This is a genomic window from Actinoplanes sp. OR16 (assembly GCF_004001265.1).
Classification (GTDB): domain Bacteria; phylum Actinomycetota; class Actinomycetes; order Mycobacteriales; family Micromonosporaceae; genus Actinoplanes.
Genome location: NZ_AP019371.1, coordinates 6,934,811 through 6,952,973, shown reverse-complemented (window position 1 = coordinate 6,952,973; position 18,163 = coordinate 6,934,811). Strand labels below are relative to the sequence as shown.

General features: G+C 72.1%; 20 protein-coding genes. 6 read left to right on the top strand and 14 right to left on the bottom strand.

All coding sequences use genetic code 11. The features are described from left to right. The first annotated feature begins 50 nt into the window (after positions 1-50). The gene (locus EP757_RS31925) at positions 51-1,415 is read left to right on the top strand and encodes an FAD-dependent monooxygenase (RefSeq protein WP_174262467.1); all 1,365 of its coding nucleotides are present in this window, start codon (positions 51-53) and stop codon (positions 1,413-1,415) included. On the opposite strand, the gene EP757_RS31920 is transcribed toward EP757_RS31925, so the two are convergent. Then, positions 1,393-2,247 (bottom strand): hypothetical protein, encoded by an 855-nt coding sequence (locus tag EP757_RS31920; RefSeq protein ID WP_127552124.1) that lies wholly within the window; start codon positions 2,245-2,247, stop codon positions 1,393-1,395. The genes EP757_RS31925 and EP757_RS31920 overlap by 23 nt on opposite strands. 36 nt (positions 2,248-2,283) lie before the next feature. Between EP757_RS31920 and EP757_RS31915 the strand changes: the two genes are divergently transcribed. Further along, positions 2,284-3,153: a TIGR01777 family oxidoreductase gene (locus EP757_RS31915; protein ID WP_127552123.1), complete on the top strand. Its 870-nt coding sequence runs from the start codon at positions 2,284-2,286 to the stop codon at positions 3,151-3,153. 76 nt (positions 3,154-3,229) lie between these two features. Here EP757_RS31915 and EP757_RS31910 read toward each other — a convergent pair whose 3' ends face one another. Further along, on the bottom strand, positions 3,230-4,393 hold the full coding sequence (locus EP757_RS31910) for a M20 family metallopeptidase (RefSeq protein WP_174262466.1): 1,164 nt from the start codon (positions 4,391-4,393) through the stop codon (positions 3,230-3,232). Between the two features lie 3 nt (positions 4,394-4,396). Then, positions 4,397-5,140, bottom strand: a complete 744-nt coding sequence (locus EP757_RS43015; RefSeq protein ID WP_160165939.1) for a TetR/AcrR family transcriptional regulator — start codon at positions 5,138-5,140, stop codon at positions 4,397-4,399. A 52-nt stretch (positions 5,141-5,192) separates the two neighbouring features. Between EP757_RS43015 and EP757_RS31900 the strand changes: the two genes are divergently transcribed. Then, on the top strand, positions 5,193-6,311 hold the full coding sequence (locus EP757_RS31900) for an FAD-dependent oxidoreductase (protein ID WP_127552120.1): 1,119 nt from the start codon (positions 5,193-5,195) through the stop codon (positions 6,309-6,311). 13 nt (positions 6,312-6,324) lie between these two features. Here the strand turns inward: EP757_RS31900 and EP757_RS31895 are convergent, their stop codons facing one another. Both EP757_RS31895 and EP757_RS31890 read right to left on the bottom strand, forming a co-directional pair. After that, the gene (locus EP757_RS31895; protein WP_127552119.1) at positions 6,325-7,083 is read right to left on the bottom strand and encodes a hypothetical protein; all 759 of its coding nucleotides are present in this window, start codon (positions 7,081-7,083) and stop codon (positions 6,325-6,327) included. Between the two features lie 87 nt (positions 7,084-7,170). Next, a complete protein-coding gene (locus EP757_RS31890; protein ID WP_127552118.1) occupies positions 7,171-8,313 on the bottom strand; it encodes a GAF domain-containing sensor histidine kinase in 1,143 nt (380 codons plus the stop codon). A 105-nt stretch (positions 8,314-8,418) separates the two neighbouring features. Here EP757_RS31890 and EP757_RS43010 point away from each other — a divergent pair, with 105 nt between their 5' ends. Next, positions 8,419-10,113: a methyl-accepting chemotaxis protein gene (locus EP757_RS43010; RefSeq protein ID WP_160165938.1), complete on the top strand. Its 1,695-nt coding sequence runs from the start codon at positions 8,419-8,421 to the stop codon at positions 10,111-10,113. Positions 10,114-10,123: 10 nt separating this feature from the next. After that, on the top strand, positions 10,124-10,696 hold the full coding sequence (locus tag EP757_RS31880) for an AAA family ATPase (protein WP_127552117.1): 573 nt from the start codon (positions 10,124-10,126) through the stop codon (positions 10,694-10,696). A gap of 29 nt (positions 10,697-10,725) precedes the next feature. On the opposite strand, the gene chrA is transcribed toward EP757_RS31880, so the two are convergent. The 8 genes from chrA to EP757_RS43000 all read right to left on the bottom strand — a co-directional run bounded on the left by chrA (position 10,726) and on the right by EP757_RS43000 (position 15,924). Next, positions 10,726-11,829, bottom strand: a complete 1,104-nt coding sequence (chrA, locus tag EP757_RS31875) for a chromate efflux transporter (protein WP_127552116.1) — start codon at positions 11,827-11,829, stop codon at positions 10,726-10,728. Further along, positions 11,830-12,213, bottom strand: a complete 384-nt coding sequence (locus EP757_RS31870; protein WP_127552115.1) for a VOC family protein — start codon at positions 12,211-12,213, stop codon at positions 11,830-11,832. It abuts the gene before it with no gap. After that, positions 12,210-12,902, bottom strand: a complete 693-nt coding sequence (locus EP757_RS44885; protein WP_127552114.1) for an ArsR family transcriptional regulator — start codon at positions 12,900-12,902, stop codon at positions 12,210-12,212. The genes EP757_RS31870 and EP757_RS44885 overlap by 4 nt, the downstream gene beginning before the upstream one ends. A gap of 39 nt (positions 12,903-12,941) precedes the next feature. Beyond that, positions 12,942-13,562, bottom strand: a complete 621-nt coding sequence (locus EP757_RS31860) for a hypothetical protein (RefSeq protein ID WP_232050101.1) — start codon at positions 13,560-13,562, stop codon at positions 12,942-12,944. A 141-nt stretch (positions 13,563-13,703) separates the two neighbouring features. Next, a complete protein-coding gene (locus EP757_RS31855) occupies positions 13,704-14,060 on the bottom strand; it encodes a hypothetical protein (protein ID WP_127552113.1) in 357 nt (118 codons plus the stop codon). Between the two features lie 19 nt (positions 14,061-14,079). Then, the gene (locus EP757_RS31850) at positions 14,080-14,682 is read right to left on the bottom strand and encodes a PadR family transcriptional regulator (protein WP_127552112.1); all 603 of its coding nucleotides are present in this window, start codon (positions 14,680-14,682) and stop codon (positions 14,080-14,082) included. 80 nt (positions 14,683-14,762) lie between these two features. Continuing rightward, positions 14,763-15,401, bottom strand: a complete 639-nt coding sequence (locus EP757_RS43005) for an alpha/beta fold hydrolase (RefSeq protein ID WP_160165937.1) — start codon at positions 15,399-15,401, stop codon at positions 14,763-14,765. A gap of 220 nt (positions 15,402-15,621) precedes the next feature. Continuing rightward, a complete protein-coding gene (locus tag EP757_RS43000) occupies positions 15,622-15,924 on the bottom strand; it encodes a hypothetical protein (protein ID WP_160165936.1) in 303 nt (100 codons plus the stop codon). Between the two features lie 112 nt (positions 15,925-16,036). Here EP757_RS43000 and EP757_RS31840 point away from each other — a divergent pair, with 112 nt between their 5' ends. Beyond that, complete coding sequence (locus EP757_RS31840) at positions 16,037-17,983, top strand: cytochrome c oxidase assembly protein (protein ID WP_232050100.1); 1,947 nt, start codon at positions 16,037-16,039, stop codon at positions 17,981-17,983. On the opposite strand, the gene EP757_RS31835 is transcribed toward EP757_RS31840, so the two are convergent. Continuing rightward, positions 17,938-18,159 (bottom strand): hypothetical protein, encoded by a 222-nt coding sequence (locus EP757_RS31835; protein ID WP_127552109.1) that lies wholly within the window; start codon positions 18,157-18,159, stop codon positions 17,938-17,940. The two genes, EP757_RS31840 and EP757_RS31835, sit on opposite strands and share 46 nt — an antisense overlap. Positions 18,160-18,163 lie beyond the last annotated feature (4 nt).

The window sequence follows — 18,163 nt, the reverse complement described above, 5'->3', positions numbered from 1 at the left end:
TTGCCAACGAGCGTTGACTTGATCTCGAAGTGACGCCTATCTTTGCCTACATGCGTTGGCAAACCGGAAACGTCGCGATCATCGGAGCAGGCCCGACCGGCCTCCTCCTCGCCGGTGACCTCGCCCAGGCGGGCGTCCCGGTCACCGTCTACGAGCGCCGCACCGAGACCTCCAACCTCACCCGCGCGTTCGGCGTGCACGCCCGCACGCTGGAGATTCTCGACGCCCGCGGCCTGGCCGAGGAGATCGTCCAGGGTGGCGCCCGGGTCGGCAGCCTGCGCCTGTTCGACAGGGTGCGGCTCGACCTGTCGCGGCTGCCGTCCCGGTTCCCCTTTCTGCTGATCACCCCGCAATACCGGGTGGAGCGGGCCCTCGAGGAGCGGGCCGTCAAGCACGGCGCGACCATCGTGCGGGGCGCCCGCCTCACCGGCCTGAGACAGGACGCCGACCGGGTGACGCTCGACTTCCCCGATCGGACGCAGACCGCGTCGTTCGTGGTGGGCACCGACGGGGTGCACTCCGCCGTGCGCCGAAGTCTTGGCCTGCCCTTCCCGGGCAAGGCGGTGCTCACCTCGATCATGCTGGCCGACGTGCGCCTGACGGATCCTCCGGAGGACGTGCTCGCCGTCAACGCGGTCGGTGACGCCTTCGCGATGGTCGCGCCGTTCGGCGACGGGTGGTTCCGCGTCTTCGCCTGGGACCGCCGCCACCAGGTCGGCGACGACACTCCGATCTCGATCGACGAGCTCCGGGAGGTGACCCGGCGCGTGCACGGCACCGATTTCGGGCTGTCCGAGGCGCGCTGGCTGTCCCGGTTCCACAGTGACGAACGGCAGGCCCCGCACTACCGGGTGGGCCGGGTCTTCCTCGCCGGCGACGCCGCGCACGTGCATTCACCGGCGGGCGGGCAGGGGATGAACACCGGCCTGCAGGACGCGGCGAACCTCTCCTGGAAACTGGCGGCGACCGTGCAGGGGTGGGGTCCGGAGGGGCTGCTCGACACCTACGAGAAGGAGCGCCATCCGGTCGGCAAGCTGGTGCTGCGCAGCAGTGGCGCCCTGATCCGGATGGCCATGCTGCGCTCGCGACCGGCGAGGCTGGCCCGCAACACCCTCGGGTCCGCCCTGCTCAGCCTGCCTGCCGTGGCCCGTCGTGCCACCGGGGTGATCTCCGGGATCGGCATCGGCTACCCGGAGGCGCCGCGGGTGCCCGACATCCCGCTGCACGATGGGGAACGCCTCTACGAGGCGCTGCGCGAGGGCAAGCACGTGCTGGTCACCGGCGGCTCCTATCGTGCGTACGCCGACCGCCTGCGGGTGGCGGCGCCGCAGCAGGACAGCGGCGTGGCGTTGCTGGTCCGCCCGGACGGTCACCTCGCGTGGAAGGGGCCGCTCAGTGGGTTCCCAGGACTGTGATCGCCTGCACGGTGGCGTAACCGCGCCACTCCAGGGCCGCCGCCGGGCTGAAGGTCTGGAAGGACACGTCCCAGCCGCCGTCGGGCTGTTGCTGGGCGGCCAGGCGTTCGCGGTCGGCGGCGATCGCGGCCGGGCTGAAATAGGCGCGGGACGGGGAGTCGTCGTGCGGCGTGAAGTCGAGGGGGAAGAGGACCTCGCCCTCGGCGCCCCCGGCGACCGGGGTGGGACCGTCCAGGCGGACGAAGCCGGTGTAACGCTCCAGCAGCGCCGTCGCCCGCGGCGTCTCGCCGGCCACCGCGTCGAGGAAGAGCATCGAGAACATCAGCTCGATCGCGTGCGGCGCCTCGGTGATCGCCTCCATCGTGTCGAGGCACCAAGCCGTCGCGCCGCGCAGCCACGGGTGATCGCCCGCCCCGGCGCGGTGGGCGTGAGCGGCGAGCTGCGTCGTCATCGTCACCGAGGAGGCCGGATCGGCGGCGGTCCAGTGCGGAGCGCAGCCTTCCTGATCGGTGAACGGCAGGCTGAAAGCCATCCCACCGTCGTCGTTCGCGTGCGCGGCCAGCCAGTCGAGCAGCGCCGGGAGGCGAGACGCATCGCCGGTCTCGGCGATCACTTCGAGGGCGTGCATCGCGCCGACCGGCTGGCTCGTGGCCGAGCGCAGGTCGGGTTCGAGAGCCCAGCCGTAACCGCCGTCCGGGTTGCGATAGGCGTCGAGGGCGGCGAGGACGGCGTCGGCCGGACCGCCGTTGAGCAGGTGATCGAGGCGGCGGCGCTCCAGGATCCGGGCGTGGGTGGCGACGAACGAGACCGCGGCGTGAAGACCTGCGTGCATGCCACCATCCTGGCACGATGTGGCACTGTGGTGGTCATGCGGATCTTGATGACTGGCGCGTCCGGCTTCCTCGGCACCCGGCTCGCGGCCCGGCTGACCGCATCCGGCCACGACGTGACGCGACTGAAACGCGGAGCGGGTGGCTGGAACCCCGCGCGGGGCGAGTTGGACCCGGCGGCGGTCGCCGGGGCGGACATCGTGATCAACCTGGCCGGGGCGGGGATCGGGGACAAGCGGTGGAACCCGGCGTACAAGGACCTGCTGCGCTCCAGCCGCCTGGACACGACCGGCACGATCGCCCGGACCATCGCCGGCCTGCCGGAGAGTGACCGTCCCCGGGCGCTGCTGCAGGCGTCCGCGGTCGGGTGGTACGGCGACACCGGTGACCACGAGGTGACCGAGGCGTCGCCGGCCGGGTCCACGTTCCTCGCCGACCTGTGCCGGGACTGGGAGGCGGCCGCGGGCGGGGCGGGCACCCGGGTGGTGCTGCTGCGTACCGGCCTGCCGCTGTCCCGCACGGGCGGGCTGCTGCAGCGGCTGGTCCTGCTGTTCAAGCTCGGCGGGGGAGCGCGGCTCGGCAACGGCCGGCAGTGGATGCCGTGGATCGCCCTGGCCGACTGGCTCCGCGCCGTCGAGTTCCTGATCGAGCGCGACGACCTGTCCGGGCCGGTGAACCTGGTCGCGCCGCATCCGGTCACGAACACCGTCTTCACCAGATCGCTGGCCCGTGCGGTGCACCGGCCCGCACTGCTGGCGGTTCCCGGGTTCGCGCTCGACCTGGTGCTCGGCGAGTTCGGCGGGGAGGCCCGGCGTAGTCAGCGGGTGCTGCCGGCGGTGCTGGAGGAGGCCGGTTTCCGATGGGAGTTCCCGGAGGTGGACGCGGCGCTGCGGGCCGCCCTGGACTGACCGAGCTGGTCCTGCTCGACCTCGACAACATGCTGATCGACCGGGGCCGAGGTGGCCGCGGCGTCGCGGGAGGTGCTCAGTCGCGGACCGTCAGGCGGTGGGTGAGCAGGCTCGTCATGGCGCGCACGCCGTGCGCGATGGCCCGCTCGTCGGCGGCGAAGTCGGGGGTGTGGGGAGCGCCGTTCATGCCCGTCGCGGCGTCGGCCACACCCAGGTAGAACTGTCCGCCGGGCGCCTCGTGGAGGAAGAGGGCGAAATCCTCGCAGTTGTACGGCCAGGACGCCCGCGCCCACAGGACCGACTCCGGGCCCAGTGCCGCGCTCAGGTGATGGCCGGCCGCCGTGCTGAGATCCACCGCGTTCACCATGGCGGGGAACGGGTCGCCGGGGAACTCGGCGTGCCCGCCGGCCTCCGCGGCGAGCAGGGAGACCTGCTCGCGCAGCGCGGGAAAGCGTTCCTGCGGCCAGACGCGCAGCAGGACGTTCGCCACCGGCCGCCCGTCGGCGGTGCGGTCGGTCCACTGGCCGACACACACGGATTCCTGAAGGGAGGCGTTCATCACCGACTGGAATCGGGTGTGGTACTCGTCGATGCTTCGCGGGTACTCGACGGTGCCCAGGGCAGCCGCCGCTCCGGTGACGCCGGCGACGGCGTCGTCGTCGGGCAGGACGATCCGGATGTGGTCGAGGCCGGGCAGGCCGTAACCGGGGGAGACGGCGATGGTCCCGGCCGGGAACGGGGCGCAGTGCAGCGCGTAGGACTCACGCGGCGCGAGCCGTTGCACCAGTCCGGTGTCGAGCATCGCCCGCGCGCCCTGCAGCGGTTCCTCGGCGGGCTGGAAGACGAACGCCACGCGGCCACGGACCGGCGTCTGCGCGAGGGTCCGGGCGATGCCGACGCCGATCGTGGTGTGCAGGTCGTGCCCGCACAGGTGGGCGGCACCGGGTACGCGCGAGGCGAAGCCGTCGTCGAAGACCCGGTCCGCGCGCGGGAACGGGAGCACGGCCCGTTCCGTGTCGACGGCGTCCATGTCCGCCCGGTAGACGAGCGTCGGACCGCCGGCGGAACCGTCGAGCACGGCGAGGACACCGTGGCCGCCGACACCGGTGGTCACGTCGAGCCCGGCGGCGCGCAGCTGCTCGGCGACCAGGCCGGCCGTCTGCCGTTCCTCGCCGGCCAGCTCGGGATGACGGTGGATCTGGCGGCGGAGTTCGATCAGTTCGTCGTCAAGAATCGGCACTGGTCAATCTATGGCATAGTCGTCCGTTTCCCGCACCAGGTTTTCCGGCCGGACGGCGAGGGCCGCGAGGGCTTCCGGCGGGGTGGCAGGGGCTACGAGGTCGTCCGGCAGGATGGTGGCGATCGCGCGGCGGGTCGCTGACTCGGTGTCGCCGGGTGCGGTGAGTGCCACGGTCAGCACCACCCCCGACACGGCCAGGGCCAGGGACTCCGTGTCGGTGTCCGCGGGTACGCGGCCGTGGTCCTGCTCGGCGCGCAGATAGCGGCCGACGGCGTGCGTCAGCGCTCGCAGGCCGGCGGTCTCCGGGCCCAGCACGGCCGCCACCTCGGCGGTGATCGACGGGCGCAGGGCGGTCAGCCGGAGGAGGGCGAGCACCGACGGCCGGGGCATGGCAAGGATCGCGTCGCTCAGGGTGCGGGCCACCGTGCCGTGCCGGATGGCGTCCCGCGAAGGCGGTGCGCCGGCCACCGTGCCGTGCCCGGGTGTGTCCCGAGAAGGCGGCGGCGTGCCGTGTCCGATCTCGCCCAGCGTGGCCGCCAGTTCGCCGGCGATCTGGAAGCTGCGGTCGACCGCGTACGCCACCAGGAAACCGTCGAAGTTGCGGAAGTGCGTGAACAGCAGCCCGGTGGCGACGCCCGCCTCCTGGGTGACGGCGCGGCTGGTCAGCGGCCCCTCGGCGGCCATCACCCGCTCCAGCGCGGCGAACAGGTGCTGGCGGGCTTCCGGGACGGCGACACCTCGGGGCATGCGGCGATTCTAGGGGTTGCCGCAGAATGAGCATATGCTCATACTCGGGCCCATGAAGAGAGCGATAATCGCCGGCGCCGGCATCGCGGGCCTCGCCACGGCGCTCCGGCTGGAGCAGGACGGCTGGCGCACGCTGATCGTCGAGCAGGCCCCGGCGCGGCGCGGCAGCGGCTACCTCGTCAACCTGATCGGGCCCGGCTACGACGCCGCGGAACGCCTCGGACTGCTCCCGGTGCTCGCTCCGAAGTCCCTCGGCGTCTTCACCACGGTCCTGGTCCGGCCCGACGGCAGTCCGAAATTGACGGTTCCGGCAGCGATCGCCGAGGCGGCGCTCGGCGATCGCGTGCTCACCGTCTTCCGGGGCGATCTCGAGGCGGCGCTCTTCGACCGGGTCCGTGCGGAGGTGCGCTTCGGGACGACGGTCACGGCCGTCGATCAAGACCCTTCCTCGGTACGGGTGAAGCTCAGCGATGGGACAGCCGAGCAAGCGGATCTGCTGATCGGCGCCGACGGGGTCCACTCGCGTACCCGGTCATCGGTGTTCGGCCCGGACTTCCGGGTCGATTTCCCGTACGTGGTCGCCGCCTTTCCGTTGTCCGATCGTGGTCATGAGGGCGCCACCACGTACATCGACGTCGGCCGGACGGCGTCGATCCTCGAGCTCGGGCCGGACCGGTCGGCGGCGTTCTTCACCTACCGCTGCGCCGATCCGGAGGCCGAACTCGCCCGCGGCCCGGCGGCGGCGCTCGGCGACGCGTTCGCCGGCGTGCCGTTCGCGGCGGACCTGCCGATCCCCGGCGACGTCTACTTCGACCGGGTCAGCCAGGTCGTCATGCCGCGCTGGAGTGCCGGCCGGGTGGTCCTCACCGGCGACGCCGCCTGGTGCGTGACCCTCTTCGCCGGCCACGGCGCGGCCCTGGCCCTCGCCGGCGCCGACCGGCTCGGCGCGGCGCTGGCCGGCCGCGACGACATCCCGGCGGCCCTCGCCTCCTGGGAGGACGGACTGCGCCCGCTCGTGATCCGGCGGCAGGCGGTGGCGCGGCGCGGCATGACGCAGTACGCCCCGCCGACCCGCTTCCACGTCCGCCTCAGCGAGATGACGATGAGGGCCGTCACCCTGCCGATCATCCGAGGCCTGGTGCGGCGAGCCGTGGCCCGGCAGTCCCACTGACATGACGCCTCGGTCACATCGTGAGCAGCAGGACGGCTGAACCGGCGGCGAGCGCCAGCCCGATCAGGCCGGAGACGACGGCGAGCGTCCCGCCCAGGCCCATCGACTCGCGGCGGGCGGCGATCACCTCGGTCCGGGTCAGGGTCGTGAGCATGGTCAGTCCGGCGCGGCTCGGGCGCAGGCCCGATGAGGAGAGGCGGCCCAGCGCGAACACCTTGACGCCGCGCGGGACGCGTACCTCGGTGAGGTGTAGGCGTTCGCTCGTGCGCAGGCCGTCCACCAGGTCGGGAGGCACGATGCGCGGCATCCGGACCGGAGTCGCCCGGCGGTATTCGATGTCGGTGGTGACGGCGGCGCGCGGCTCGGTCTGGATCGGGTCGAAGAGGGCACGCGGGTGGTCGAGCAGCCGGGGATCGATCGGCACGCTGCCGGTCTGGTCGGCCAGGGCGGGCCACGACGGTGAGGTGATCTCCAGCAGGACGTCGTGGTCCGAATCGTCGCCGCGGGCGAGGTCGCGGCTGGGCTCGCGGATCAGCGTGACCCGGTACCACGTGCAGTCCTCGCCGCTCAGGGGTGCGATCTGCGGGCCGGCCGGCCCGTACTCGGTGGCGCCCTCCAGCGCGACCCGGCCACGGGCGGTGACCGGGGCGACCGGGATGCGGTGGAGCGTCCAGAGTGCCCGGATGTCGCCGATCATGAGCAGGAGGAAGATGCCGGCGCCACCCACGAGGATCCCGCCGATGCAGAACGCCACTGTCGCGACGACCATCACGAATGTCACGGTAAGGCAACGACGGCAGTCTTCGATGTCCCGCGACCTCAGCCTTTCGGCTGGTCATGCCTCCAGGCGGGACGGGTTCTAGGAACGGGGGAGCATGATCCGCGCGGTGACGCCCTCACCGGTGACGCTGTCCAGGTCGAGCATGCCGCCCTGCGCCTCGACGATGCGGCGGGTGATCGACAGGCCCAGACCCAGACCGGGCAGCTGGTCGCGGATCGCCCGCTCACCGCGGGCGAACGGCATGCCGGCCGTCAGCAGTTCCCCGGCCGGCATGCCCGGGCCGTGGTCGCGGATGATCAGCGTGGGCTGCGGGGCCGCCGCGACCGTCACCTCGACCGGGGCGTCCGGGCCGCCGAAGACCAGCGCGTTCGTCAGCAGGTGACCGATCGCCACCTCGAGCAGCCTCGGGTCGGCGGTGACCTGGACCGGCTCGGCCGGCAGGGAGATGTGGAGGCGGGGGTCCGGGAAGGCCGTCACGAAGCCGCGCAGGTCGATGAGCTGCGGCCGGCCGGTCGGCTCCTGCATCTGGTGGTTGACCGCTCGCAGGAGGCTGTCGACCGTACGGATGAGGCGGTTGGCATTGCGGTTGATGGCGTCGATGCGCCGGGCGAAAGCGGGCGCGACGGCTCCCGGCGTGGCGGTCAGCATCTCCAGGTTGCCCTGAATGTTGGCGAGCGGGGTACGGATCTCGTGGGAGATCGCCGAGACGATGTCGTCGTTGTCCACCGCCACCGGGAACGGCTGGTACGTGAGCATGTGCCGCAGGCCGGTCTCGGCGTCGACCCGGCGGGCGATCCGGGCGAGCAGGCGGCCGGTCGCCTCGGCGTCGCGGCGGCGGGAAGAGTCGTCGAAGACGCAGAGCGCGCCGACGATCTGCCCGTTGTGGTGCAGTGGCGCCGCGCCGACGAACCGGACCCGCTCCGCGCCGGCGACCAGCGGATGCGTGGCGAGCGCCGGGTGCCGGGTCGCGTCGTCGACGATCATCGGGCGGTCCTCGGAGGAGACGATCCGGCACAGCGACACCGAGTGCGGGATGTCGACGCGGGTGCGGATGCCCAGCGTGGCGGCGAAGTGCGCGCTGCCACCGCCGACGACCTTCAGCGCGGCCATCGGCGCCCGGCAGGCCTCGGCGGCGAGCTCCAGGACCTCGGGAACCTCGGCCAGCGCGGTGCGGTAGCGATCGGCGGCGGCGAGGGGAGTGCCGGCTGGCGTGACGGTCATCGCACCAGGGTCGGCGACGGAAGGTGGTGGCGGCGTGTCCCGGGGGTTGCGGTCGGGGAGCGGCAAAAGTCCGATCGATGGAATGAAACGTCCTAAAGTGGTCGTATGGGACAGCGGTTACGCATGGTGGGGCTTCTCGCCGCGCTCCTCGTGGTGCTGCTGGTGCCGATGTGGGTGATCACGCTGAGTGGCTTCGACCGGGTGGAACAGCAGCTCCTGGTCAAGGAGGCCGAGGAGTTGCGAGTGGCGCTGAGCGAGGGCGCCGAGGGTCTGGCGGACCTCGGGATCACCAAGTCGCTGGAGAACGTCGCGTTCTCGCCGCAGAGCAGGTTCGCGGCGGCATTCCCGGCGGCTCAGATGAGCGACATCTACGAGATGTCCGGCATCGCGGGTGTCACCGCGACCGGCGAGCTCACCGTCGGCGGGCTGATCGAGAACGGGACCTACGGCCGGCTGCCGGACGCCTTGCGCGATCCCGCCGTGCTGTCGACCTTGGTGACGCCGGGGGCGACAGTGGGGGAGGCGACCTGCGGCATCACGTCGGCCGGCGGTGAGCCGACCATTTTCTGTAGCGTTCCGACGTACAAATCCGGATTCATCATCTTCTTCCGATCCCTCGACGCCGACGGACTCCGGCTGACGACAGCGAACACCGACGACGAGATCCGGCTGATCGGCGCCGTGCGGGACGACAGCGTCCGGCACGAGGACCTGCCGAGCCGGATCGGGACGCTGGAGGTGTGGACGGCGGCCGTCGGTGTCGACATCGCCGTGCAGGCCATGGTCACCGGCGTCGACGGGGTGCCGGTCACCTTCGAGATCCTCCAGCCGCGCCCGGTCCGCGCCGAGGCGGTCGGGACGCTGGTGTCGATCGGGTTCCTGATGCTGGCCGCGATGGTCCTGTTCAAGATCCTGCTCGACAGGGTGGTCCACGGCAGCGTGCGTGACCGGGTCCAGCCGCTGCGGGAGGCCGCCGCCCAGATCATGCAGACCCGCGACCTGCACGGCCGGTTGCCCGGCTCGTCGCACCCGGATCTCCATGCTCTCGGCGAGACGGTGAACGGGATGCTCGCCGCCTTCGAGATCCAGGCCGAGGAGCTGGCCGAGGAACGCCGGCACACCGAGTCCGAGCAGAGCCGCCGGCAGGGGATCGAGGACGAGGCCCGGGCCGAGACGGTCCGCCGCCTGCAGGCCGAGTCCGAGCAGGTCATCGGCGGGATCGCCTACGAGCTGGGCGACGCCGTCCACGAGGTGGATCTGGTCCGTGCCTCGGTGCAGAACATCAACGCGGGGGCGGCGGCCGCGCAGGACGCCACCGAGCAGATGGCCGAGCACGCGGCCCGGGCCGACCAGGCGGCGGAGGCGCTCAGCGTCAGCCTTCCGGCGGCCACCGAGATGGCGGTGGCGATCGGCCAGATCGCCGGCCAGACCCGGATGCTGGCCCTCAACGCGACCATCGAGGCGGCGCGGGCGGGCGAGGCGGGCCTCGGGTTCGCGGTGGTCGCCGACGAGGTGCGCAAACTCGCCGACGACACGTCCTCCTCGGCCGAGCGGATCAACACCACTCTCGGTACGCTGACCGCCACCGCCACCGACGTGTCCACCGCGGTGGCGACGATGACGGATGCGATCGCCAGTGTGCGCATCGCGATCGACCAGGTCCGGGCGGTCGCCGACGATCAGCAGCAGAGCTTCGGCGGCTTGATCACGCAGGTGCAGAACGCGATCCGCCAGATCGATCAGCTGAGCCCGCAGAACCAGGCCGCGCCGCCTTCGGCCGGTGGCCTGGAGCTGTTCTAGGGTCGGCGGTGTGGCCGACGCTCCGATCCTCGTGGTGATCCGTGGCAACTCCGGTTCGGGCAAGACGACGACGGCCCGTGAGGTGCGGCGGCGGTTCGGTCGCGGCGCCGCCCTCATCGAGCAGGACCACCTGCGCCGGGTGGTGCTGCGCGAGCACGGCGGTAATCCGGTCGCGCCGGCCTTCATCGTCGGGACGGCCCGTGCCGCCCTGGACGCCGGCTACCACGTGATCCTCGAGGGCATCCTGCACAGCGGTCAGCACGCCGGCCCGCTTCGCGATCTGATGGCGGCCCATCCCGGCCCGTCATGGGTGTTCTGGTTCGACGTCTCCTTCGAGGAGACCGTCCGCCGCCACCGGAACCGCGCCGAGCCCATTCCGGTCACCGCCGATCACATGCTTTCCTGGTACGGCGGATCCGACCTGCTGGGCGTCCCGCACGAACAGGTTCTCCCCGAGGAGACCGGTTTCGAGGACGCCGTCACCACGATCCTGCACACCAGCGGCCTGGCCCGGGCTGCGGCACTCACCCCGTGCCCGACGACCTGCCGCCGCTGTGCCGGGAAAGCCGCGCGGTCAGCCTGATCCGTTTCGGCCGCGCCGCCGATGCCGGCTCACCACAGCGTCAGGAGCTGGCCCGCTGCCGCGGCGGTCAGCAGAGTGAGCACGGGACCGCGGCGGAAACCCAGTGTGAGGACGGCCGCGCCGGCCAGGACCGCGTACTGCCAGGTCTCGTCGAGGGCGAGCGCGAGCGGCACCGCCGAACCCAGGATCGCGCCGATCGCTGCCGGCCCCGCACCGTCGAGGAATCCGCGGACACGGACGTTGCCCCTCAAACGGTCGAAGCGGCTCGCGCCGAGCAGAATGAACGCGAACGACGGTCCGAAAGCGATCAGTGCGGCGAGGAGGCCGCCACCCAGTCCGGCGGCCGCGTAGCCGACCACCGCCACCGTGTGCACCACCGGCCCCGGAGTGATCTGCCCGAGCGCCACCGCGTTGAGGAATTCCGCGCCGGTCATCCACTGGTACCGGTCCACCGCGTCGGCCTGCATGATCGGGATGATCACGAACCCGCCGCCGTAGGAGAGCGCGCCCACCTTGAGAGCCGTCCAGGCGAGCGGCGCGATCCCGCCGAGCGCCAGCAGCGACGCACCGAGATGCTGCTTCCCGGATGACGGCACCTTCTGCGCGATCATCTCGGCGAGACCGCAAACGATCAGCAGGAGCACCAGCCATGGCCCGACCGTCGCCGCGGCCAGCGCGCCCAGCAGCAGATATGTCACCCAGCGCCCGCGGTGCGGCGCCCGCCGCCACGCCGGCGGCATCAGGCTCCAGCCGGCCTGCACCGCCACCGCCGCGACCGCCGCACCCGCGCCGGCCCCCGCCGCGATCACCCAGGGTGGTGGGTCACCGAGGAAGAGCGCGGCGAGGCCCAGGATCAGAATCAGTCCCGGTACGATGAAAGCCAAGCCGCCGACCAGCGCACCCGGACGGTCGCGGACCCGCCAGGCGCAGAAGATCGCTAGTTGCGTGGAGGCCGGACCGGGCAGCAGGTTGCAGGCCGCGATCGCGTCCTCGAACTCCTGATCGCCCAGCCACTTCTGGTCCTCGACGCAGAGTCTCCGCAGCAGCGCGATGTGCGCGGGCGGCCCGCCGAAGCCGACGCAGCCGATCCGTAACCATTCCCGCAGGACGGTTCCGAGTGTCGCCTGGTGCACCTAGGTCCCTGCCGGTTGGAAGAGTTCGACCGGGTTGCCGGCCGGGTCGTCGAGCACGATCTGCCGGCCGCCCGGCCCGCTGACCACGTCGCTGCGGAACGCCACCCCCGCCGCACGCAGGCGCGTCACCTCGCCGTCGATGTCGTCGACGAGCAGGTGGATGCGGTTCCACCCGCCGGGGCCGGGTCGCCGGCCGTCCGGCATGGACCGGCCCGCCGAACTCTCCGGGCCGGACAGCAGCAGCCGCAGATTGCCGCGGATCACGTCGGCGAAGGCCGGCGGGAACGCGGTGTTCACGGCGAAACCCAGGTGGGCGGTGTAGAAGTCGATCGCCGCCTGCACGTCGTCCACCAGATAGCGGACATGCACGGTGCCGTCGTTCATGACCCCTCCTCTCCGAGGGTGTGCATCAGGAATCCGATCCGCCGGTCGAGCAGGCCGGCGGTGTCATGGAATTCGGGCAGCTCACGCGGCTCGGCCATGCTCCAGTGCGCGGTGCCGCCGGCACAGTTCTCCTTGGCCCGGTCGCACAGGGTGATGACGTGGTCGAAGTGGCCGTCCATCTCGCCGACCTGTCGCGGGCGAGCACGGCTGATGTCGATGCCCCGCTCGGCCATCACGCTGACGGCGTACGGATGAAGCGGTTTGGGGGTTGTCCCGGCGCTGAAGACCTCGACCTCATCGTCGGTGCGATGGCGGAGCAGCGCCTCGGCCATCGGGGACCGCGCGCTGTTGCCGCTGCAGACGAAGAGCACCCTGGTACGCGGACCGCGCCGAACGGGCGGCGCGGTGAGCCGGAGCGCGGGGTGCAGCGCGCCGCCCGTGCCGGTGATCAGCTCGGAGCAGCGGGCCAGGTCCAGCGCGTAGTAGGTGTCCCGGCCGTCGGCGCTGCTCCGCCGCGCCGTGACGAGTCCGGCCGTGCGCAGCTTGCCCAGGTGGTAGGAGACCAGGTTCTGCGACTGGCCGACCCGGCCGGTCAGCTCGTGCACGGCCAGGTCGGTCCGGGACAGCTCGGTCAGCAGCTGCCAGCGCAGCGGGTGCCCGGCCGCGGTGAGGAACGCCGGAGGGTTCACCCCGGCAGATTACATCAAACCGATTTGATGCAATAGCCGTCAGTCGCGTGCCGGCCGCAGCAGCACCTCGGATCCGATCGGCGTGAAACCCGATGCCAGGAACGCGCGCAGCGACCGGGCGTTGCCGGGCGACACCGCGGCGAAGACCGGCTCACCCGCCGGGACCAGCGTCAGCGCGTCGGCGATCAGGGACCGCCCGTGACCCCGGCCGTCGTGACCCGGATCGGTCAGCTCGATGCTGAGTTCGGTACGCCCGGCCAGTCCCGCGGCGACCACGATGATCCCGCGCTCGTCGCCGTGGATGCGCAGATCGCTGCGCATCTCCCGGGCGTACTGAACCCGCGGATGCTCGTCCACGCCGTCCAGCTCCGGCAGCCGCGGCCGGCCACCGGTCCCCCGGCTCACCAGCGTCGCGTCGATGACGCCGATCCAGCCGGCCGGCCCGGCCAGGAACCGCAGGAAGTCGGGCGACATCGACCCACCGAACCCGTCCGGCTTCCGCGCCCGCACCTCGTCAGCGCTCAGAGCGGTGGCGACCACGGCATGACCGGTGAACGCGACCGAACATTCGAGCCCGCCGGCGAGCGGCGGCACCACGGTCACCTCGCCGTCGACGGGCGGGAAGCGTCCTTCGGCGGCGTCGAGAAAGAAGTTGAGCACGGCGACGAGTCTCCGTCCGATGCCCGCCACCACCTAATCGATCACCGTGCACGACGATCGGCACCGGGTCACGCCCCGGCGTACCGGGCCGATCCTGTCCCGGGCTGACCGGCGACGACGTCGCGGTGGCGCGGTCGTGGCTCAGCGCAGGTGGTCCTCGATCCGGCGGGCCAGGGCGGTGACGCCGTCCTGGACCTTCCGGCGGTAGCCGATGAACAGCTTGTTGGCGAGCGGCACCGCCCAGGCGCCGCCGGCGGCGATGTTGAAGACGCGGTAGGTGAGGGTGGTCCCGGCGGCGGCGGGTTCGGCGCTGATCTCGCCGCGGTACCACCAGTGGCCCTGGAAGCCGGCCACGCCCGGCCGATGGTCCACCTCGACGTAGGCGGCGGCCTCCTCACCGCCGAGGAAGGCCCGCACCGCCCAGCCGTCGTCGATCAGCGCCCGGACCTGCGCGACCGGCGCCGCGACGGCTTCCGACGCCTCGAACAGCTTCTTCATCGCACGCGCTCCCTTCGGGTTACGTCTCCTCGCGCAGCAGGGGTTCCAGATCGGCCACGTCGCCCGGCAGGGGCGGCCAGGTGAGCCGGCCGGTGTCCAGGTCGTCGAGGATCGAGGTCGTCCAGGCGAGTTCGGCGGTGAGGCGGGCCACCTCGAACTCGACCTCCAGCAGCAGGATCCGGGGCAGATCGAGGCCGAGCGCCTCCTTCGCCGGCTGCAGCGAGCGGGTCAGCTCGGCGCGGCGGTCGTGCAGCGCGTCGGCGACCTCGTCGGGTGGCAGGCAGCCGGCGTAGTTGAGCGCCGCGGTGAGCAGTGTCGCGTCCGGGTCCGGAACGGCGAGGAGCAGCCGCACCCAGTCGCGCAGCCGGGCGCGGCCCTGGTCGGTGAGGGCGTAGACGGTCCGCTCCGGGCGGCCCGGGTCGCGCAGGGTCCCGGTGACGACGATGTCGCCGGCGGCGAGCAGCCGGTTGACGGCGTGGTAGAGGCTGCGCGGCAACCCGGTCACGAACGTCTTGTGGGTGCGCTCGATGAACAGGTGCATCTCATAGGTGTGCCGCGGCCCGGTGGTCAGCAACGCCAGGACGGTGAGCGACGTCAGGTCACGGTCCGCTTTCCGGATCATCGCAGCTCACCTCCTATGGCATGTTGCACTATGGCACCCCGCACCAACCTAGTGCAAGGTGCCATAGTGCGCCATGCATGTCAGAGCAGGTACTGGATCCGGGCGGCCAGGGCCTCGGTGTCGGAGAGCGGCGTGAAGCGCGGCCGGCTCAGGTCCTCGGACGGGCGTCCGGTGTGCGAAACCGGTCGGCGGGATGACGGGCGGTCCAGCCACGAGCGGTACGCGGCGACCAGCTGAGGATCGCGGCGCGGCTCGGCGAACGACCGGAACTGTTCAGGGACGCTGTCCACCCCGGAGGCCGCGACGACGGCGTCGGGCCCGCTGTCGACGACGTCCATCGGCTCGTCGACCAGGAGCATGCCGTGCACCGCGAACTGGTCGGCGAACGCCACGGCGAGCGGCGCGGCGGTGGCGTGCCCGACGACGACCGGGGCGCGGCGCAGGCCCAGGCTCTCGACCAGCCGGGCCAGATCGCCGGCCACCTGCGCTGGGCTGAGGCCGGCCGGCATCGGGGTCTCACCGTGGCCGGGCAGGTCCGGGGCCACGACAGTGCAGGAAGATGCCAGGTCGGCGGCGAGCGGCCACCACTGGGTGCGGTCGAAGAGCAGGGCGTGCAGCAGCAGGACCGGGCGTCCGGGACCGGTCCACCGGTCGTAGACGAGCCGGCTACCGGCTGCGGCGAACGTGTGCGTGCTGCGGCAGGGCGGACGGGGGTGCATGGCGGGCTTCTTCCTGCGAGTTGCCGCGCTTCCCGTGCGTCCCGGCGAGGGCCTGCGCGTTCCCTGCGGTCCGGCGCGTTCCCGCGAGTTCCTGTGGTCGGCGGACCAAGGGCGGAGGACCAAGGGCGGGCGGCGACGAGCAGAGGGCGACGGGCGGGCGGCGACGGGCGGGCGGCGACGGACGGAGGGCGGAGGTGGAGGCGGCGGCGTGAGCAGCGGCCTATACCCGCAGGACGGCTCCGGTAGACGTCGGCGGCCGGAACGAGTGATCGCCACGGCGAGCAGGAGGGCGGGGGGAGGAACTGGTCGGCACCACCACGACAGGCGGCAGGACGGCCTGCGGCCGCAGGCGCTTGCCGAGCACGGCATGACCGGCGCCGTCGGCCTGCTCGGCGTGGAACTCCGCGGAGTGCCCGGCCACGTCCGCCGGTGAGACCGCATCGCCCGCCGGAGCGAGCAGGCCGGCCAGGAGGACCAGCAGCAGCATGACCACGGCGGCACGGGGCGAGCGGCGCGGGGTCATGGACAGAAATGTAATCAGGCCGGGATCACATTTCCAGCCGGAACTTTCCGGGGGAGGAGGACGACTGACTGCCTGGTGTCACAGGCGAGGGGAAACACGGGTGAAGCCGGTCATGGCAGCGATCGTCGCGGTGCTGGTCCTGATAGGAGCGCTGATCTTCGGTGGTGGGGTGGATCCGGCGGTCCTGCCCGGGATACCGAGTCCGGGGCCGCTGACCTGGTGGGGGCTGCCGATCGTCAAGCTCGCCACCGACGTGCTCGGCGTCCTGGTCGCCGGTGGCGTGGTCACGGCCGCCTTTCTGCTGCCCGGTGATCGCACGAGCGTGTCGGCGAACGGATGGAGGCTCCTGCGCCGGACCACCTGGCTCGCGCTCGCCTGGTGTTGCAGCGCCCTGGCGCTGATCGTGCTGACCGTTTCCGACATCCTCGGCACGCCCGTCACGGAACTCGGCGGCACGGCGATCAGCGGGTTCGCCTTCTCGATCAACCAGGGGCAGGCGCTGCTGCTGCAGGCCGGGCTGGCGCTGCTCGTCGCGGTGCTGACCCGGGCCGGGGTGTCGCGCGGGCTGGCCGCCGTCACCACACTGGTCGCCGTCGTGGCGCTGGTGCCGCCGGCGTTCACCGGCCACGCGGCCGGCTCGGGTAACCACCAGATCGCCGTGACCAGCCTCGCCATGCACGTGGCGGCGGCATCGCTGTGGCTGGGCGGGCTGGCCGGCCTGCTCGCGGTCCGCACGGCACGATCATTCCCCGCCACGGCCGCGCGCTACAGCAGGCTCGCTCTGGGGTGCTTCGTCGCTACGGCGGTGAGTGGCGCGGCGAACGCGGCGGTGCGGCTCGGCGCGGTGGAGACGGTGTGGACGTCCGGCTACGGCGTACTGGTGATGGTGAAGATCGTGGCTCTGGTGGCCGCCGGTGTGGCCGGTTTCGCCCACCGGCGGCGCACCCTGCCGGCGCTCGCGAACGGCGAGCCGCGTGCCTTCCTCCGGCTCGCCGCCGGGGAGGTCATCGTGCTCGGCGCGGCGATGGGACTGGCCGTCGGGCTGTCCCGGACACCGACGCCGGTGACCGAGAGCGCCGACGTGGACCCGGTGACCGAGCTGCTCGGTTTCCCGATGCCCGGGCCGATCACTGCCGGACGGCTGCTCGGTGACCCGCTGCCGGACATGTTCTTCCTGACGGTCGCCGCGGTGGGCATCGGGGCGTACCTCGTCGGGGTCCTCCGCCTGCGCCGCGCCGGCCATGCCTGGCCGATGGGCCGCACGCTCGCCTGGCTCGGCGGCATGATCATTCTGGCCGCGGTGACCAGCACCGGTCTCGCGCGCTACGCGTATGTGCTGTTCAGCGTGCACATGGTGCAGCACATGGTGCTGTCCATGGTGGTGCCGATCCTGCTGGTGGCGGGCGCGCCGGTGACCCTGGCCCTGCGGACGCTGCGCCGCCCGGCCGACCCGGAGGTGCGTGGCGCCCGCGAGTGGCTGCTGATCATCTCGTCCAGCCGGGCCGCCCGCCTCCTCACGCATCCTCTGGTCGCCCTCGCGATCTACGTGACCAGCCTCTACGGCCTCTACTTCAGCGGGCTGCTCGGCACGCTGATGCGCTACCACATCGGGCACCTCGCGATGGTCGTCCACTTCGTCGCCGCCGGATATCTGCTGTTCTGGGTGCTGATCGGCGTCGACCCCGGGCGGCGCCGGGTGCATCCGGCGATGCTCACGCTGATCCACTTCCTGGCGATGGTGGCGCACGCGTTCTTCGGGTTCGTGCTGTTGCAGTCGGCCACGATCATCGGCCTGGACTGGTACACCGCCGTGCATCCGCCGTGGGCGTCCTCGCTGCTCGCCGATCAGCGGCTGGGCGCGGGGCTGGCGTGGGCATTCGGTGAGCTGCCGGCCGCGATCGTGGTGCTGATTCTGATCAGGCAGTGGATTCGCAGTGACGAGCGGGAGCAGGCGCGTCTCGATCGTGCGGCGGACCGCGCGGCAGCGGCGGGGGAGGAGGATGAGCTGGCGCGTTACAACGCGTTCCTGGCGGCGGCCTCGACCCGGGAACGGTCCTGAGCGTTCTCCAGCAGGAGCGCGGCCGAGGCGGAGAACTCGCGCGCCACCTCGATCGCCTCGATGACGGCGGTCTGTCGTTCGCCGGGCTCGACGCGGCGGGCGGCGGCCAGCTCGCCGCGCACTGTCAGCAGCCGGGACAGGGTGTCATCGAGCAGGTCCAGGATGTCGATGTGCATGCGC

Bases quoted from the DNA above. Each gene is read 5' to 3' on its own strand.
- EP757_RS43015 (WP_160165939.1), bottom strand. From the start codon at position 5,140: ATGCCCCGAGGTGTCGCCGTCCCGGAAGCCCGCCAGCACCTGTTCGCC.
- EP757_RS31855 (WP_127552113.1), bottom strand. From the start codon at position 14,060: ATGAAGAAGCTGTTCGAGGCGTCGGAAGCCGTCGCGGCGCCGGTCGCG.
- EP757_RS43005 (WP_160165937.1), bottom strand. From the start codon at position 15,401: ATGCACCCCCGTCCGCCCTGCCGCAGCACGCACACGTTCGCCGCAGCC.
- EP757_RS31870 (WP_127552115.1), bottom strand. From the start codon at position 12,213: ATGAACGACGGCACCGTGCATGTCCGCTATCTGGTGGACGACGTGCAG.
- EP757_RS31915 (WP_127552123.1), top strand. From the start codon at position 2,284: ATGCGGATCTTGATGACTGGCGCGTCCGGCTTCCTCGGCACCCGGCTC.
- EP757_RS43010 (WP_160165938.1), top strand. From the start codon at position 8,419: ATGGGACAGCGGTTACGCATGGTGGGGCTTCTCGCCGCGCTCCTCGTG.
- EP757_RS31840 (WP_232050100.1), top strand. From the start codon at position 16,037: ATGGCAGCGATCGTCGCGGTGCTGGTCCTGATAGGAGCGCTGATCTTC.
- EP757_RS31925 (WP_174262467.1), top strand. From the start codon at position 51: ATGCGTTGGCAAACCGGAAACGTCGCGATCATCGGAGCAGGCCCGACC.
- EP757_RS31850 (WP_127552112.1), bottom strand. From the start codon at position 14,682: ATGATCCGGAAAGCGGACCGTGACCTGACGTCGCTCACCGTCCTGGCG.
- EP757_RS31900 (WP_127552120.1), top strand. From the start codon at position 5,193: ATGAAGAGAGCGATAATCGCCGGCGCCGGCATCGCGGGCCTCGCCACG.
- EP757_RS31835 (WP_127552109.1), bottom strand. From the start codon at position 18,159: ATGCACATCGACATCCTGGACCTGCTCGATGACACCCTGTCCCGGCTG.
- EP757_RS31890 (WP_127552118.1), bottom strand. From the start codon at position 8,313: ATGACCGTCACGCCAGCCGGCACTCCCCTCGCCGCCGCCGATCGCTAC.
- EP757_RS31920 (WP_127552124.1), bottom strand. From the start codon at position 2,247: ATGCACGCAGGTCTTCACGCCGCGGTCTCGTTCGTCGCCACCCACGCC.
- EP757_RS43000 (WP_160165936.1), bottom strand. From the start codon at position 15,924: ATGACCCCGCGCCGCTCGCCCCGTGCCGCCGTGGTCATGCTGCTGCTG.